This is a genomic window from Microbacterium esteraromaticum, from assembly GCF_014084045.1.
Classification (GTDB): Bacteria; Actinomycetota; Actinomycetes; order Actinomycetales; family Microbacteriaceae; genus Microbacterium; species Microbacterium esteraromaticum_D.
In genome coordinates this window covers 2626881-2642208 of sequence record NZ_CP043732.1, presented here as the reverse complement: position 1 = coordinate 2642208, position 15328 = coordinate 2626881, and the positions used below count along the sequence as shown (strand labels likewise).

Genomic DNA, 15328 nt, shown 5'->3' with positions numbered 1-15328 from the left:
GTCGGCTCACATCCTTTCCAGGGCGCCGGTGCGCTGCACGCTCACCAGGTAGACGACGACGAAGGCGATCGGCACGACCGAGAACGCCGCAGCCAGCGGCGGGTTCAGATTGATGTTCGAGGCGATGACGCTTCCGATCATCTGCGTGTCTCCGCCGACGAACTTCGCCACGAGGTAGTCACCGAGGCTCAGCGAGAACGTGAACACGGAGCCGGCGATGATCGCCGGCTTGATCAGGGGCAGGACGACCGTTCGGATTGTGCGCCATGACCCCGCGCCGAGGTCGGCGGAGGCGTCGAAGAGGTTCGCCGGCAGCTGCCGGATCGCCGTGTAGACAGGGACCGCCATATAGGGCAGCCACAGATACGTGAGGGTGAGCACGACCGTGAAGACGGTGAAGCCGGGGCCCTGGATGCCCAAAGGTGCGAGCATCCAGTTGAAGAAGCCCTGCTCGGTGAAGGTGATGCGCATCGCGATGACCTTCACCAGGTAGCCGGCCCACAGGGGCAGCGTGATCGAGACGGCCAGCACGGCGCGCAGCCAGGGAGAGGCGACCTTCGCCATGAAGATGCCGAGCGGCACCGAGATCACGATCGAGAGCGCGGTGACCCCCAGCGCGATGCCGAGGGTGCGCAGTGCCGTCGACGCGTAGGCCGGATTCGAGATCAGCTGCTCGAAGTTGTCGAAGGTGAAGCCGGGCTTCACCTTCGAGGTGAACGGGTCGGTGATCCAGAACGCCGTCACCAGCAGCATGACGAGCGAGAAGATGTAGATGCCGATGAGCCAGGCCATCGGCAGGGCCAGCAGACCGGCGATGCGTACGCGGCGCTTCATGTCGTTCCTGTCGTCGTCGAGAGGGTGGATCCGGGGCGGAGGAGATCTCCCCCGCCCCGGGGTTCAGACGGCCGGAGTCAGCCCTTGACGCCGGCCCAGGCGTCGGTCCACTGCTGGAAGTTGGTGCACTTCACCTCGGCGGGGTCACGGCCGTCGATGCACTGCTCGATCGGGGTGGTCCAGAACCAGACCTTCTTGAAGTACTCCTCGTTCTCGGCGTTGTAGTACTCGCAGTGCGCCTTGGCCTCGTCACTGGTGTCGCAGAACGCGGCATTGGCCGGCGCCATGCCGAAGTTCATGGCGATCGCGCCGTTCACCTCGGGCGAGGAGGCGTAATCCATCCACGCGTACGCGCAGTTGGGGTTCTTCGACTTCGCGGCGAGCATCCAGGCGTCCGACCAGCCGGTGGAGCCTTCCTCCGGCAGCACGCTCTTGTACTTGTCGTCCTCGGTGAGCTTGCGCAGCACCTCCCATGAGGTGCCGAGCACGGTCGTTCCTCCGGCGAACGAGGTGATCTGCGCAGCCGGGTCCGACCAGTACTCCGAGACGATCTCGTTCTGCTGCTTGAGCAGGTCGACGGCCGCCTTCAGCTGCTTCTCGTCGAGCGCGTACGGGTTCTCGATGCCGAGGTCGGGTTCGTGCGCCATCAGGTAGACGGCGGCGTCGGCGATGTAGATCGGTGCGTCGTACGCGATCACCTTGCCCGCGTACGGGCTGTCCTTCTCCCAGGCGACGTCCCAGCTGGTCGGCTCCTCGGTGACGACTTCGCTGTTGTACTGCAGGATGTTCGCACCGCGCCCGATGGGGATGCCGTAGGACTTGCCGTTGATCGTGTCGTAGATCTGGCCCTTCATCCCCTCCACGATGTCGTCGCCGAAGTTCGGGATGAGCTCGAGGTTGAGCGGCTGCACGTCACCGCCGGCGATCAGGCGCAGGCTCGCATCGCCCGAGGCCGAGACGAGGTCGTAGTCGCCGGTGCGCATGAGCTGCACCATCTCATCGCTGGTACCGGCCACGCGACGGTTGACCGTGCATCCGGTCTCTGCGGTGAACGCGTCCGACCACTCCGGCTCCACGAATCCCGACCAGGCGATGATGTTCACCTCCTTCTCGTTGTCTCCGAGCTCGTCCATCATCGAGATGTCGGGGACGTCGATCGAGAGGCCGCCGCCCGTGCCGTCGGTCGGCTGGTCGGCGCTCGAACAGCCCGACAGCGCAAGGGCTGCGGCTGCGGTGATGGCCGAGACGGCCAGGATCTTCTTTCGCATGGATCTCTCCTTCGTGATCGCGGTGCGCGAGGTGTACTGCGGGGACGTGGGAATCAGGGAAGCCGGGCGGCGTGCGCGGGGTTCCAGGTGGCGCGCACCCGATCGCCTCGGCCGGGTTCGCCGGCGCCGGAGTCGTGGTGCGCGTTCGGGCGCTCGGCGATGATGTCGACGCCTGCGTCCGAAGTGATGAGGTACCGGGTAGCGGGTCCGGTGTAGACGACCTCCGAGATCGTGCCGATCAGACCCACGTCGCCGTCTGCGAGGGCGTCGGATGGCCCGTGCAGCCGCACACGCTCGGGGCGGATGCTCATGGTACGCCGGTCTCCGGTCAGCTCCTCGGCGAGCTCGGCTGCGAAGAGGTTCGACAGCCCGAGGAAGCGGGCGACGAACTCGGTCTGCGGCTCTTCGTACACCTCGCGGGCGCTCCCCACCTGCTCGATGCGCCCGTTATTGAAGACCGCGACGCGGTCGCTGAGCGTGAGCGCCTCCTCCTGGTCGTGGGTGACGAAGATGAAGGTGATCCCGACCTCACGCTGGATCTGCTTCAGCTCGATCTGCATCTGCTCGCGCAGCTGCTTGTCGAGCGCGCCGAGCGGCTCGTCGAGAAGCAGCACCTGCGGGCGCATGATCAGTGCGCGAGCGAGGGCGATCCGCTGTCGCTGGCCGCCCGAGAGCTGGTGGGGCAGCCGCTCGGCGACGTGGTCGAGACGCACGCGGCGCAGGGAGTCGGCGACCTGCTCGATGCGCTCCGACTTGCCGGCACCCCTTACCCGAAGGCCGTAGCCGACGTTCTCGGCGATGGTCATGTGCGGGAAGAGCGCGTAGTCCTGGAACACGGTGTTGACGTCACGCGCGTGCGGCGGCGTGCGGGTGACATCGGCCCCCGAGAGGCGCACCGTCCCCGACGTCGCATCTTCGAAACCGGCGATGATGCGCAGCACGGTGGTCTTGCCCGAACCGGACGGCCCGAGCATCGAGAGGAACTCCCCCGGCGCGACGTGAAGATCGAGGTCGCGGACGGCGGTGAACTCACCGAAGGACTTCGTCAGGCCGGTCAGCGACACGCTGCCTCTGGCTGCGGTGTCGCTCGCGGCATTCGTGGCCAGCGCAGCAGTCGTCATCTCGTGCTCCTCGATCTCCGTCGACTCGGAAGGTGGATTAAACATATAAAACCGTAGGTCATATTTCAAGTCTTCTTTCTCGCCCCGCATCGTGGAAGAATCCAGACATGGAATCGCTGACCTCCCCCGCCGGTGCGCGCACCGACGCGGATCGTCAGCGCACCCGCCATCCGCACCGGCTGCAGGGCGCGCTGTTCCAGCCCATCGGCGACGAGGGCAGGGCCGAGCTGGTCGAGCGCCGACTGGTGGACGCGATCCATCGCGGTCACCTGCGAGCCGGCGAACGCCTGCCCTCCGAGTCCGAGCTGGCCCGCAGCTTCGGCGTCGCGCCCGTCACCGTTCGCGAAGCGCTGCTCACGCTGCGCGGCCAGGGCCTGATCGTCACACGGCGGGGTCGCAACGGCGGCAGCTTCGTGGTCGACGACGCCGATCCGCTCGCCTTCGCCCGCACCGCTCTACTGGGCACCTCGCGTCTCGCGCTGCGCGACATGGGGGCGCACTACGGCGCGATCACCGAGGCCGCTGTGCGTCTCGCCGCTCGCCGCGCGGATCCCACCGAGGCGAACCGCGTGCTGCGCCGTCTCGAGCGACTCGAGGACCTCGATGTCGAGCAGCAGCGGCGCGTGCTCGACGACGTGCTGGTCGAGCTCGTCTCGCTCAGTCAGTCGGCGCGCCTCACCCGCGAGCAGATGAAGCTGCAGGCGGAGTTCTCACCGTACCTTCGCCTCGCGGCCCCCGACGACGACGGCCTGCGCGCGCAGACCGCATCGCTCGCCGGGATCATCCGCGCCGTCGAGCAGGGCGACCCCGGCACGGCGGGCGATCTCACCGGGCGCTTCGTCACAGACGTGATCGACTCCCTGATCCACCTGCAGAGCTCCTCTGCGGGCACCCCATGAGCAGTCCCCTCCCCGAGAGCCTTTCCATCGACGTGCACTGGAGGACGCGATGAGCACCACGACCACCACCGCCCCGGCCGACGCCGCGCGGATCGTCGAAGACTACTTCGGCGCGCCGATCCGCATGCTCGACAGCTGGGTCGGCTCCTGCGCGCAGGAGCTGTCGCACCTTCTCGACGAGGGCACGCTGACACGCCAGCGGCTGGACGCCGTCGTCGAGCCGTACGCCGCCCGCACCCTGGCGCTCGAGGCCGCGCCGGTGTACGGCGCGGGCTTCATCGCTGCGATCGACCTGCTCGCCGATGCGCACAGCCATCTCGCGTGGTGGCAGGGCGAGGATGGCCGCAAGCTCGTCCTCGCATCGCAGACCGTGAACAAGGAGTACATCGACTACAGCGAGCTCGAGTGGTATCGCGTGCCGATGAGCACCGGTCAGCCGCACGTCGCGGGCCCCTATGTCGACTATCTGTGCAGCGACGAATACACGATCACGATCGCGGTGCCCGCGTCCGCCGACGGGCGTCTGCTGGGGGTCGCAGGGCTGGACCTCCTCGTCTCCGAGGTCGAGCGCGAGCTCACCCCGCGGTTCGCGGCGCTCGGCCATCAGGTCACCCTGACCAACGGCGTCGGCCGGGTGGTCGTCTCCACCGATCCGCGGTGCGCGACGGGCGACTCGGTCCGCGGCGGTCGCCTCGCCGATCTGCCGCGTGTGTCGTGTGCCGGCGTCGCTCTCGACGTGATCGTCGAGAGCATCTGAGGCGGCGATTCTCGCCGAGGTCTTGACTTGGGCGGATCAGCGAGGCACCCTGTCTGTAGATCAACTCAGCGCCCGGGAGACTCGCAGGCATCGCCGCAGCACCGGGCGCTGAGTCTGTCCTCCCCCGATCAGCGAGCGCCGTCAGTACGCGAGGAGTCGGGCCCTGGCATCCCTCGTCCGCATCAGCAGGGCTCGCTCATCAGCCGCCGCGAGCGAGTCGCGACCGCTGATCGCGCGCTGGCGCACGGCAGCCAGCGCAGCCGCGTCGCGGATGAACGACTGCATCACCTCGCGGCGATCGCCGCGGAGCCCGGACGCCCACTGCAGTCCGGTGCGACGGCCGGCCGGGGTGGCCAGCATCTCCACCTCCTGCGGCGTGAACCAGCCGGCCGCGGCGTACTCGCCGAGGCGCAGCCTGGTCAGGCGCGCCTCCTCGCGGCGCAGAGCGAGGATCGCCACGATGAACCCGATGAACAGGGGCACCTGCGTGCTGAGGTACAGAGCGAGGAAGTCGCCCAGCAGCGACGACCCGTTCCAGTACGCGTGCAGCGCGATCGCACCGATCACGCCCACCGCCCCCGAGCCGACTGCCGACGCGGTGCTCGCCCCGCGCCGGGCGGCGAGACCGACAGCGAAGCCGGTCAGCGCAGTGAACATCGCGTGGGCGAACGGCGACACGAGACCGCGCAGGATGAACGTGGCGGTGAGCTGTCCGGCGCCGCCGGAGATCAGGCTGTCGCCGAAGTACTGGATGTTCTCCGTGAAGGCGAAGCCGGCGCCGACCAGTGCGCCGTACACGACGCCGTCGACCGGGCCGTCGAACGCCCGCCGGCCGATCAGGAACACGATGAGCACGCCGAGCCCCTTGGCGATCTCCTCGATCACCGGGGCCTGGATCACGGCGCTGAAGAACTCGGTGCGCAGGCCGACCATCAGCGTGAACGCCAGGTCGACGAGCAGCGTGATGCCGACCGCTGCCACCGCGCCCCAGGCGAGCGCGAAGACCACGAGGCTCTTCGGCTCGGGCTCCCACCTGTCGATCAACCGCACACCGGTGAGCACGATCGCGAGCGGCACGAGCGCGAGCAGCAGCCCGACGATCGACGCACCGGCGCCGAGGAACAGCGCGAAGTACGCGATGAGCGCGAGCATCGCGAAGGCGAGAGCGCCGAAGGCCCAGACCGAGGCGCTGCGGCCGCGCCTCGCCGGCATGGGAAGAGCGGGCATGGCGGGAGCAGGGGCAGGAGCAGCCGGTGTCGGCGGCTCGTAGGCCTGTCGCCCCGCGAGCAGCGTCGGGAACGGCTCCTGCCCTGCAGGTCGTGCATCCGGCGTCTGCGGGTGCAGCGGCCGCGGCGGCTGCCCGTACAGGGGGTCGGACGGCTGCGCGGCAGGGGGCTGTCCTCCAAAGCTCATGAGCAAAGCCTATTGGCCGCCTCTGCCGCGGGCGGTACCGCGCCCGGTAGCGTAGAGACATGCGTTTCGCCCACCTGAGCGCTCGTGATTCCGAGGCCCTGCAGCTCGCCGTCATCGACGGCGACGAGGCGATCCTCGTCAGCGACCTCCTCTCCCCTGCCCCATTGACCCTGCAGCAGCTCATCGAGGGCGGTGAGGAGCTGCTCGCACGACTGCGCGATGCCTTCGCGGAGGGCGGTGCGCCCAGGCATCCCCTCGCGGATCTGCGCTTCGGCCCTTCCGTCCTCGCCCCGCCGATCATCCTCGCCGTCGGGCTGAACTACGCCGCGCACTCCAGCGAGCTGGGCCTGAAGACCGACACGGCGCCGACCGTCTTCACCCTCTGGCCGAACTCGCTCGGCGCGCACGAGGGCACCACCTCATGGCCGCGCGCGCTCAGCGAGTCGGTCGACTACGAAGCCGAGCTCGGCGTGATCATCGGTCGCGCCGCGAAGGATGTCACCGCAGACGACGCGCTGAGCGCCGTGTGGGGCTACACGGTCGTCAACGACATCACCGCCCGCGACATCCAGTTCGCCGAGGCGCAGTGGTCGCGCTGCAAGTCGTTCGACGGGTTCACCCCGACCGGCCCGGTCGTCGTCACCGCGGACGAGATCCCCGACCCTCAGGACCTCCACATCTGGGCCGTGGTCGACGGTCAGACCGTCCAGGACGCCAGCACGGGGCAGATGGTGCGCAGCGTCGCGACGCTGATCGCGCACCTCTCGTCGTCGGCCACCCTCCAGCCCGGGACCCTGATCTCGACCGGCAGTCCTGGCGGCGCCGGATACTCTCGCGACCCGCAGATCTTCCTGCGCGATGGATCCACAGTCACGGTCGGCGTCGACGGGATCGGCGAGCTCACGACGCACTGCCGCACGATCGGCTGATCGCGCACCCGATACGACGAGAGAGGCGGATGCCCTGTGCATCCGCCTCTCTCGTCTGTTCTGCCTACGCCTCCGGGAGGTCCTCGGCGGCGACCACGGGGATGGCGGCGGTCACGGCCTCGAGACCCGACAGGCGTGCCGGCGAGATCTGCTTCATGACCTCCTCGCGCGACATGAGGCCCGCCTCGACGACCAGGTCGGCGACGTTGCGGTTGGTGAGCAGCGCCGTCTTCGCGAGCGCAGCCGACGCGGCGTAGCCGATGAACGGCGTCAGGGCCGTGACGACGCCGACCGAGGCGCCGACCATCGCGCCGAGACGCTCGCGGTTGGCGGTGATGCCGTCGACGCAGTTCACGCGCAGCGTCCACATGGCCTGGCGCATCCAGGTGATCGACTGGAAGATCGAGTGGGCGATGACCGGCTCGAAGGCGTTCAGCTGCAGCTGACCGCCCTCGACCGCCATGGTGACGGTGACGTCGGCGCCGGCCACCGCGAAAGCCACCTGGTTCACGGCCTCGGGGATGACCGGGTTGACCTTGCCCGGCATGATGCTGGAGCCGGCCTGCATGGCCGGGAGGTTGATCTCGCCGATGCCGGCCTGCGGACCCGACGAGAGCAGGCGCAGGTCGTTGCAGATCTTCGACAGCTTGATCGCGTTGCGCTTGAGCGACGAGGAGAACGACATGAAGGCACCCGTGTCGCTCGTCGCCTCGACCAGGTCGGTCGCGGTGCTCAGGTCGAGGCCGCTGATCTCGCGCAGGTGCTCGAGCACGGTGGGCGCGTAGTCGGGGTGGGTCGTGATGCCTGTGCCGATGGCGGTGGCGCCCATGTTGATCTCGGTGAGAAGAGAGGCGTTCTCGGTGAGTCGGGTGTGGTCTTCTCCGAGCGTCGTCGCGAAGCCGTTGAACTCCTGGCCGAGCGTCATCGGCACGGCGTCCTGCAGCTGCGTGCGGCCGACCTTCAGCACATCGTGGAACTCGTCGGCCTTGGTCAGGAACGACCGGCGCAGCAGCTCGAGCTCGTCGAGCAGCGAGACGAGATTCAGCGACAGGCCGATCTTCACCGCGGTCGGGTACACGTCGTTCGTGGACTGGCTGCGGTTGGTGTGGTCGATGGGCGAGAGGAACGCGTAGTCGCCCTTCTCCCGTCCCGCCATCTCGAGGGCGATGTTCGTGATGACCTCGTTGGCGTTCATGTTGGTCGACGTGCCGGCCCCGCCCTGGATCACGCCGACGATGAACTGATCGTGGAACTCGCCGTCGATCACGCGCTGCGCGGCGGCGTCGATCAGATCCGCCTTCTCGGGATCGAGCACGCCGATCTCCTTGTTCGCGCGCGCGCTCGCCTGCTTGACCATCGCGAGGCCGCGCACGAGGTCGGGGTACACCGAGATGGGCCGCTTCGTGATGGGGAAGTTCTGCTCGGCTCGCAGCGTGTGGACGCCGTAGTACGCGTCCCCCGGGATCTCGAGGCTTCCGATCGAATCGGTCTCTGTACGGGTAACAACAGGCGCAGAAGAGGCCATGTCACATCCTTGTGGGGTAGTGGCGATCAGGGATTCGGGGGATGCCACCAGTCTATGACGCTTCAGCGACCGGGCTTGCGGGAGAAGACGTCGAGTCGCTGTTCCGGGGTGAGCGATGCCATCTGCTCGGCCCACTCGCGCGTGAAGAAGTCGCCGGTGGGCGCATCGATCACCGGCACGACGGTGTGCGTGACGGTGTCGGGATACACGTGCACGAGCTGGAACGACTGCGCGGCGTCCATGCCGTTGACCTCGACGGCCGGGCGGGCGATGTTCATCGTGTAGCAGGTCGCCGAGGCGACACTGACCGGGATGCCGGCGAAGATCCCGTGCGACGAGTAGTGCAGATGGCCGGCGAGGATCGCTCGCACATCGCTGCCCCGGAGTATGTCGGCGAGGCGATCCTGATGGCGGAGCTCGAGGATGTCGAACAGCGGGATGTGGCTGGGCAGCGGAGGGTGATGCATGGCGAGGATCGTGCCGTGCGGCGCCGGCTCGCTGAGGGCATCGCGCAGCCACTCGAGCTGCTCGGCGTCCAGGTCGCCGTGATGCCAGCCCGGCACGCTCGTGTCGAGCGCGATGACCCGCAGTCCGTCGAGGTCCCACACCCCCGTCACCGGCTGCTCGGTCGGCGCGAGCCCCAGCAGGTGCTGTCGCAGTGCGGGCCGCTCGTCGTGGTTGCCCGCCACCCAGATGACCTGGCAGCCGAGATCGGCGGCGAAGGGCTCGACCGCCGCGCGGAGGCGGCGGTACGCGTCGGGCTCACCCAGGTCGGCGAGATCGCCTGTCACGACGATCGCCGCGGGTCGGGCGCCGGTGTCGCGGATGGCGTCGAGCGTTCGCTCCAACGTGCTCTCGACGTCGTACCTCTCCCCCAGTCGCGCGCCGCCTGCGAGCAGATGCGGATCGCTGACGTGCACGATGACGTGCGATGCAGGTTCGTGACCGCCGAAGGAGTAGTGCGCTGGCATGGCCTAAGCCTAGAACTGCCTCCGCCGGCGCGCAGGTGATCGGGTGTCAGCCGAGGACGATGAGGAGGATGCCGCCGATGACGGCCGCGCCGCACAGCACGAAGCAGGCGATCGCGCCGGCGAAGGCGAGAGTCTTCTGCCCCTCGCTGAGCGGGCTCTTGCGCGCGGCCTTCTCGGCCTGCTTCGCGGCTCGCTTGATCTCCTTCTCGGAGAGCACGGTGATGGCATCCGTGAACTCCGCAGGTGTCACCACCGGCACACGACCGGCGCGCACCAGCATCCGCAGACCCAAGGCGTAGAAGAGAACGATCGAGCCGGCACCGAGCAGTGCGGCGAGGAAGACGTTGAGGAAGGCGCTCCAGTCGATCGAGATCATCGTGCGTCCTCCTGCTCGTCCACGGCGATGTCCCACTCGGCCAGCCTCGCGCGCTCCTTGCGGCTCGCGCTGAGCAGCTCCCACTCCTGTGCGGCGCGCTCGGCCTCTGCGAACTTCTCGGCGGCCTTCTGCGCGGCCCGCTTGGCGGCCTTCACCTCGGCGGGCGAGGCTCCGACCTTCTTCAGCTTCTTCGCACGCCGCGCGGCCCGCTCGGCCTCATCGGCCTTGCGCTCGGCGCGCTCCAGAGCCCGCATCAGCTCGATGCGGGTGGCGCGGCGCGTCGGGCCAGGCACCTCGGGCTGGTCGACCGCGAGGCCGGACTCGGCCACGTCGCTCATCGCGTTGGCGTGGGTGACCTCGTTGCGGCGCGAGTAGAGGAACAGGCCGATGATGACAGCGAGGGCGAGGACGGCGTCTATCGCGACGCCCCAGACACCGAGACGGATGACCAGCAGTGCGGCGAGCGCGCCGACGCCGCCGGCGGCGGGAAGCGTGAGCAGCCAGCCGATCGCGATGCGGCCGGCGGTGGCCCAGCGCACCGAGGCGCCTCGACGGCCGAGCCCGGAGCCGATGACGGAGCCGGAGGCGACCTGCGTGGTCGACAGGGCGAAGCCGAGAGCGCTGGAGGCGAGGATCGTCGCAGCGGTCGAGCTCTCGGCCGAGAAACCCTGCGCGGGCTTGACCTCGGTGAGCCCCTTGCCGAGGGTGCGGATGATGCGCCAGCCGCCGAGGTAGGTGCCCAGTGCGATCGTGAAGGCGCAGGCGACGATGACCCACAGCTGCGGCTCGTGGTGTGCACCGGACTGCCAGCCGATGGTGATGAGGGCGAGGGTGATCACGCCCATGGTCTTCTGCGCGTCGTTCGTGCCGTGCGCGAGCGCGACCAGCGACGAGGTGAAGATCTGCCCCACCGGAACCCGGAGCGGCCGTCGGGCTTGCCGTCGTAGCGGCGCGTGACTCCGTAGGCGATCTTCGTCGCGGCGAACGCGATGATGCCCGCGGTGAGCGGAGCGATCACGGCCGGCAGGATGATCTTCGAGAGCACCATGCCGAAGTCGATGCCTGAGGCTCCGACGCCGACGAGTGTTGCCCCGATCAGGCCGCCGAACAGCGCGTGCGACGAGCTCGAGGGCAGGCCGAGCAGCCAGGTGAGCATGTTCCAGGTGATCGCGCCGATGAGACCGGCGAAGATCAGCGGGAGGAAGACGTCGGCGCCCATCTTGCTGATCGCGTCCTCACGGACGATGCCGCCCGAGACGGTCTTCGCGACCTCTGTCGACAGGAAGGCGCCGACGAGGTTCAGCACGGCGGCCAGGAGCACCGCGGTCTTCGGCTTGAGCGCGCCGGTCGCGATGGGCGTCGCCATCGCGTTGGCGGTGTCATGGAATCCGTTGGTGAAATCGAAGAAGAGTGCCAGCGCGATGACCAGCACGACGACGAGGGCTGCGGTTTCCACCGGTCTCTTTCGTTGGGACTGCCAGGGAGGGGCCGAGAGCTCGGCTGTGACGAACGAAGAGTTCACCGTGGGTTTGCCATCCGTTAAAGGAACCCGAATGAATCCTCCCACCCTGCCCGGTCGTGGTCAACTCGCCGGGTAGCGTGGCAGGGTGATCGAATCCCGCATCCGTCCGCCCGAGGCCATCCGACGAATCACCACCCGCTCGCATCATGGCGACGTCTTCGACGACCCCTATGAGTGGCTGCGCGACAAGGAGGATGCCGGGGTGCTCGCCCACCTCGAGGCCGAGAACGCGTACACCGACGCGCGGACCTCTCATCTCGCGCCGCTGCGAGAGAAGCTCTTCGAGGAGGTCAAGTCGCGTGTGCAGGAGACCGACCTGTCGGTGCCGACGCGACGAGGTGACTGGTGGTTCTACGGTCGCACCGAGGAGGGCGCGCAGTACGGCATCCAGTGCCGTACCGCGGCGAGCGGCGACGACTGGACTCCCCCTGCACTCGAGCCGGGCGTGCCCGTCCAGGGCGAGCAGGTGCTGCTCGACGGCAACGTCGAGGCTGAGGGTCACGAGTTCTTCTCGCTCGGCGCGTTCGACGCGTCCGATGACGGAACGCGCCTGCTGTGGTCGGTGGACGTCGAGGGATCCGAGCTGTACACCGTGCACGTGCGAGACCTGGTGACGGGCGAGAAGCTCGACGACGTGATCCCGAACACAGGTCAGGCGTTCTTCACCCCCGACGGCACGGCGATCCTGTACACGACGCGCGACGACGCCTGGCGACCGGACACGCTGTGGCTGCACCGAATCGGCACGCCGGTGGATGCAGATGTGAAGCTGTTCCATGAGCCGGACGAGCGATTCTGGATGGGCGCCGGGATCACCCGCAGCCGCAAGTACCTCGTGATCGGACTCGGCTCGAAGATCACCAGCGAGGAGCTGCTGCTTGATCTCTCCGACCTGAGCGCGGAGCCGCAGGTGGTCTGGCCGCGCAGGGACGGCGTGGAGTACTCGGTCGACCATGCGGTGGTCGACGGCGAGGATCGGCTGCTGATCCTGCACAATCAGGACGCCCTGGACTTCGAGCTCGTCTCGGTCGCGGCATCCGACCCGCAGGGCGAGCGGCGGGTGCTCATGCCCCACCGTGCGGGCAGGCGGATCATCGACGTCGACTGCTTCCGGGACTTCGCGACGATCGAGTACCGCAGCGAGGGCCTGGTGCGCGCCGGGATCATGGACCTCACCACGGGGACGGTGGACGAGGTCGAGTTCGACGAGCCGCTGTTCGACGCGTACTTCAGCGGCAACCCGGAGTGGCACTCGCCCTTCCTGCGGATGACCTACACGTCGTTCGTCACGCCATCGCAGGTGCTCGACCTCGACGTCGCGACCGGCGAGAAGCACCTGCGCAAGCAGATGGCTGTGCTCGGCGGTTACGACCCCGCCGACTACGGGCAGCAGCGGGTCTGGGCCACCGCACCCGACGGCGCACAGGTGCCGATATCGCTCGTCTGGAAGCGCTCGTTCGGCGAACCGGGCGACGAGCCGCGCGCCGTGCACCTGTATGGCTATGGCTCGTACGAGCACTCCATCGACCCCGGGTTCTCGACGATGCGCCTGTCGATGCTCGATCGCGGCGTCGTCTTCGCCGTGGCGCACGTGCGCGGCGGCGGTGAGATGGGCCGGCACTGGTACGACCAGGGCAAAGAGCTGCACAAGCGCAACACGTTCACTGATTTCATCGCCTGCGCCCGTCACCTCATCGACAGCGGGGTCACCGAACCGCGTCGACTGGTCGCAGAGGGCGGCAGCGCCGGCGGCCTGCTCATGGGCGCGGTCGCGAACCTCGCCCCAGAGCTGTTCGCGGGGATCCTGGCCGGAGTCCCCTTCGTCGATGCGCTCACCTCCATCCTCGACCCGTCGCTGCCGCTCACGGTCGTCGAGTGGGACGAGTGGGGCGACCCGCTGCACGACGCCGAGGTGTACGCGTACATGAAGACGTACACGCCGTACGAGAACATCCGCGAGGGGGTGGCGTATCCGCGCATCCTGGCGATGACCTCGCTCAATGACACGCGCGTGCTGTACGTCGAACCGGCGAAGTGGGTGGCCGCGCTGCGGCACGCGGGCGCGCAGGACGTGATTATGAAGTGCGAGATGTCAGCCGGGCACGGCGGCGTCAGCGGGCGCTACAACTCCTGGCGCGAGCGCGCCTTCGAGCTCGCCTGGATGCTTGACGTGCTGGGCCTCGCCGACTGAGCACCCGCCTCCTTCCGCCCCCGAGTCGGTCGCCGGAATCCGGCAACCGTCCCCAGATCCGGATGCCTTGGCGCCAAGGCATCCGGATCTCAGGCGAACTGTCGGAACTGAGGCGCACCCCGTCCGGCTCGCCCGACCCCGGTCGCCCCGACCCCGGACGCTCGCCTCCGACCCCGGTCGCCGGAATCCGGCAAATGTCCCCAGATCCGGATGCCCCCGCCCCGGGCATCCGGATCTCAGGCCAACCACCGGAACTGAGGCGCACCCCTCCGGCCACCTGAACCCCGACGCACCCGACCCCGGTGGCCGGAATCCGGCAACCGTACCCAGATCCGGGTGCCCGCGCGCCAAGCATCCGGATCTCAGGCGAGCTGCCGGATCTGGAGAGTGCCGCCGATCACTCTGCACAAAGGGCGATTCCGCACAGTCCCTCCACAGAAGGCGATTCCGGGCAGCGCCTCATCCTTCGTTGGCGCAGAGTGAGCTGATGCTCCTCACTGAATGGCTCACGCGCCGTGACGGCATCGCGCACACCTCCGAGATATATGCGGCCGGCTTCACCAAACACGCGATCGCAGCCGCGGTTCACCGCGGCGGGCTCGCGCGGGTGCGGCGCTCGTGGATCGCAACGCACGATTGCGACCCGCAGCTCATGGCCGCGATCGCCGCCGGAGGGCGGTTGACGTGTGTCAGTCAGGCGAGACGACTGGGTCTGTGGATCCCTGATGACCCGCTCGTCCACCTCGTCGTGCCACCGGGTGCAGGTAAGACGAAGGCCGCGGACAGCAGAATCCACTGGTCCATCGGCCCCGCGCCCGTACACGAACGAGCGCCTGTCGACCCGCTGATCAATGTGCTGCATCACGTCGCTCGCTGCCTCGACTCGCGTCCTGCACTCGCGGTCTGGGAGTCCGCACTGAACAAGAAACTCATCGCGCCGGCGGTGCTGGAACGCGTGCGCTGGCGAGGCAACCGCGAGAAGCGCCTCTGCGGCGTTGCGACTGCACTCTCGGATTCCGGCGTCGAGACCGAGTTCAGGCTGCTGATGAAGGCGATCGGGATCAGCATCCGGCAGCAGGTCTGGATCGATGGCCACCCTGTCGACGCCGTCATCGGCGACAGGCTGATCGTGCAGCTCGACGGCTTCGAGCACCACAGCACGGCAGCCGCACGTCGTCGCGACATCGAGGCGGATGCACGCCTCAGGCTGCGCGGATACTCGGTGCTGCGCTTCGACTACTACCAGGTCTTCTTCCAGCCCGAACTGGTCCAGAGCATCATGCTCGGCGCTGTCGCCCAGGGGCTTCACCTCGCCGCCTGAGCCTCGTCGGCCCCGGAATCCGGCAACCCTCCCCAGATCCGGACGCCCAGGCACCAGGCATCCGGAACTCAGGCGAACACCGGAACCCAGGCCCGCCCGACCCCGGCCCCGGAACCCGGCAACCGTCCCCAGATCCGGACGCCCAGGCACCCAGCATCCGGAACTCAGGCGAACACCGGAACCCAGGCCCACCCGACCCCG

At 68.4% G+C, this 15328-nt stretch carries 12 protein-coding genes and 1 pseudogene; 5 read left to right on the top strand and 8 right to left on the bottom strand.

Translation table 11 applies throughout. The features are described 5' to 3' along the window. Nucleotides 1-6: 6 nt before the first annotated feature. The 3 genes from FVO59_RS12565 to FVO59_RS12555 all read right to left on the bottom strand — a co-directional run bounded on the left by FVO59_RS12565 (nt 7) and on the right by FVO59_RS12555 (nt 3223). Entirely contained in the window at nt 7-834 is an 828-nt protein-coding gene (locus FVO59_RS12565; RefSeq protein ID WP_182252937.1) for an ABC transporter permease, read from the bottom strand. Between the two features lie 77 nt (nt 835-911). Continuing rightward, on the bottom strand, nt 912-2102 hold the full coding sequence (locus tag FVO59_RS12560; RefSeq protein ID WP_182252936.1) for an extracellular solute-binding protein: 1191 nt from the start codon (nt 2100-2102) through the stop codon (nt 912-914). Nucleotides 2103-2155: 53 nt separating this feature from the next. Then, a complete protein-coding gene (locus tag FVO59_RS12555; protein ID WP_182252935.1) occupies nt 2156-3223 on the bottom strand; it encodes an ABC transporter ATP-binding protein in 1068 nt (355 codons plus the stop codon). Nucleotides 3224-3330: 107 nt separating this feature from the next. Between FVO59_RS12555 and FVO59_RS12550 the strand changes: the two genes are divergently transcribed. Both FVO59_RS12550 and FVO59_RS12545 read left to right on the top strand, forming a co-directional pair. Continuing rightward, entirely contained in the window at nt 3331-4122 is a 792-nt protein-coding gene (locus FVO59_RS12550) for a FadR/GntR family transcriptional regulator (RefSeq protein ID WP_182252934.1), read from the top strand. A 49-nt stretch (nt 4123-4171) separates the two neighbouring features. Continuing rightward, nucleotides 4172-4879, top strand: coding sequence for a cache domain-containing protein (locus FVO59_RS12545; RefSeq protein WP_182252933.1), 708 nt, complete (start codon nt 4172-4174; stop codon nt 4877-4879). Between the two features lie 141 nt (nt 4880-5020). On the opposite strand, the gene FVO59_RS12540 is transcribed toward FVO59_RS12545, so the two are convergent. Then, nucleotides 5021-6292 (bottom strand): PrsW family glutamic-type intramembrane protease, encoded by a 1272-nt coding sequence (locus tag FVO59_RS12540; RefSeq protein ID WP_259363223.1) that lies wholly within the window; start codon nt 6290-6292, stop codon nt 5021-5023. A 59-nt stretch (nt 6293-6351) separates the two neighbouring features. Here FVO59_RS12540 and FVO59_RS12535 point away from each other — a divergent pair, with 59 nt between their 5' ends. Next, nucleotides 6352-7221, top strand: a complete 870-nt coding sequence (locus FVO59_RS12535) for a fumarylacetoacetate hydrolase family protein (RefSeq protein ID WP_182252932.1) — start codon at nt 6352-6354, stop codon at nt 7219-7221. Nucleotides 7222-7285: 64 nt separating this feature from the next. Here the strand turns inward: FVO59_RS12535 and FVO59_RS12530 are convergent, their stop codons facing one another. From FVO59_RS12530 to FVO59_RS12515, 4 genes and pseudogenes are all read right to left on the bottom strand, one after another. Continuing rightward, on the bottom strand, nt 7286-8746 hold the full coding sequence (locus FVO59_RS12530; RefSeq protein WP_182252931.1) for an aspartate ammonia-lyase: 1461 nt from the start codon (nt 8744-8746) through the stop codon (nt 7286-7288). A 62-nt stretch (nt 8747-8808) separates the two neighbouring features. Beyond that, complete coding sequence (locus FVO59_RS12525) at nt 8809-9717, bottom strand: phosphodiesterase (RefSeq protein ID WP_182252930.1); 909 nt, start codon at nt 9715-9717, stop codon at nt 8809-8811. Between the two features lie 46 nt (nt 9718-9763). Further along, nucleotides 9764-10093, bottom strand: coding sequence for a peptidase (locus FVO59_RS12520; RefSeq protein WP_182252929.1), 330 nt, complete (start codon nt 10091-10093; stop codon nt 9764-9766). A 113-nt stretch (nt 10094-10206) separates the two neighbouring features. Next, a pseudogene (locus tag FVO59_RS12515) lies at nt 10207-11549 on the bottom strand (inorganic phosphate transporter); the annotation flags it as partial. A 151-nt stretch (nt 11550-11700) separates the two neighbouring features. On the opposite strand from FVO59_RS12515, the gene FVO59_RS12510 reads away from it, so the two are divergent. Continuing rightward, nucleotides 11701-13806 (top strand): S9 family peptidase, encoded by a 2106-nt coding sequence (locus FVO59_RS12510; protein WP_259363221.1) that lies wholly within the window; start codon nt 11701-11703, stop codon nt 13804-13806. 487 nt (nt 13807-14293) lie between these two features. Continuing rightward, the gene (locus FVO59_RS12505; RefSeq protein ID WP_259363220.1) at nt 14294-15127 is read left to right on the top strand and encodes an endonuclease domain-containing protein; all 834 of its coding nucleotides are present in this window, start codon (nt 14294-14296) and stop codon (nt 15125-15127) included. Nucleotides 15128-15328 lie beyond the last annotated feature (201 nt).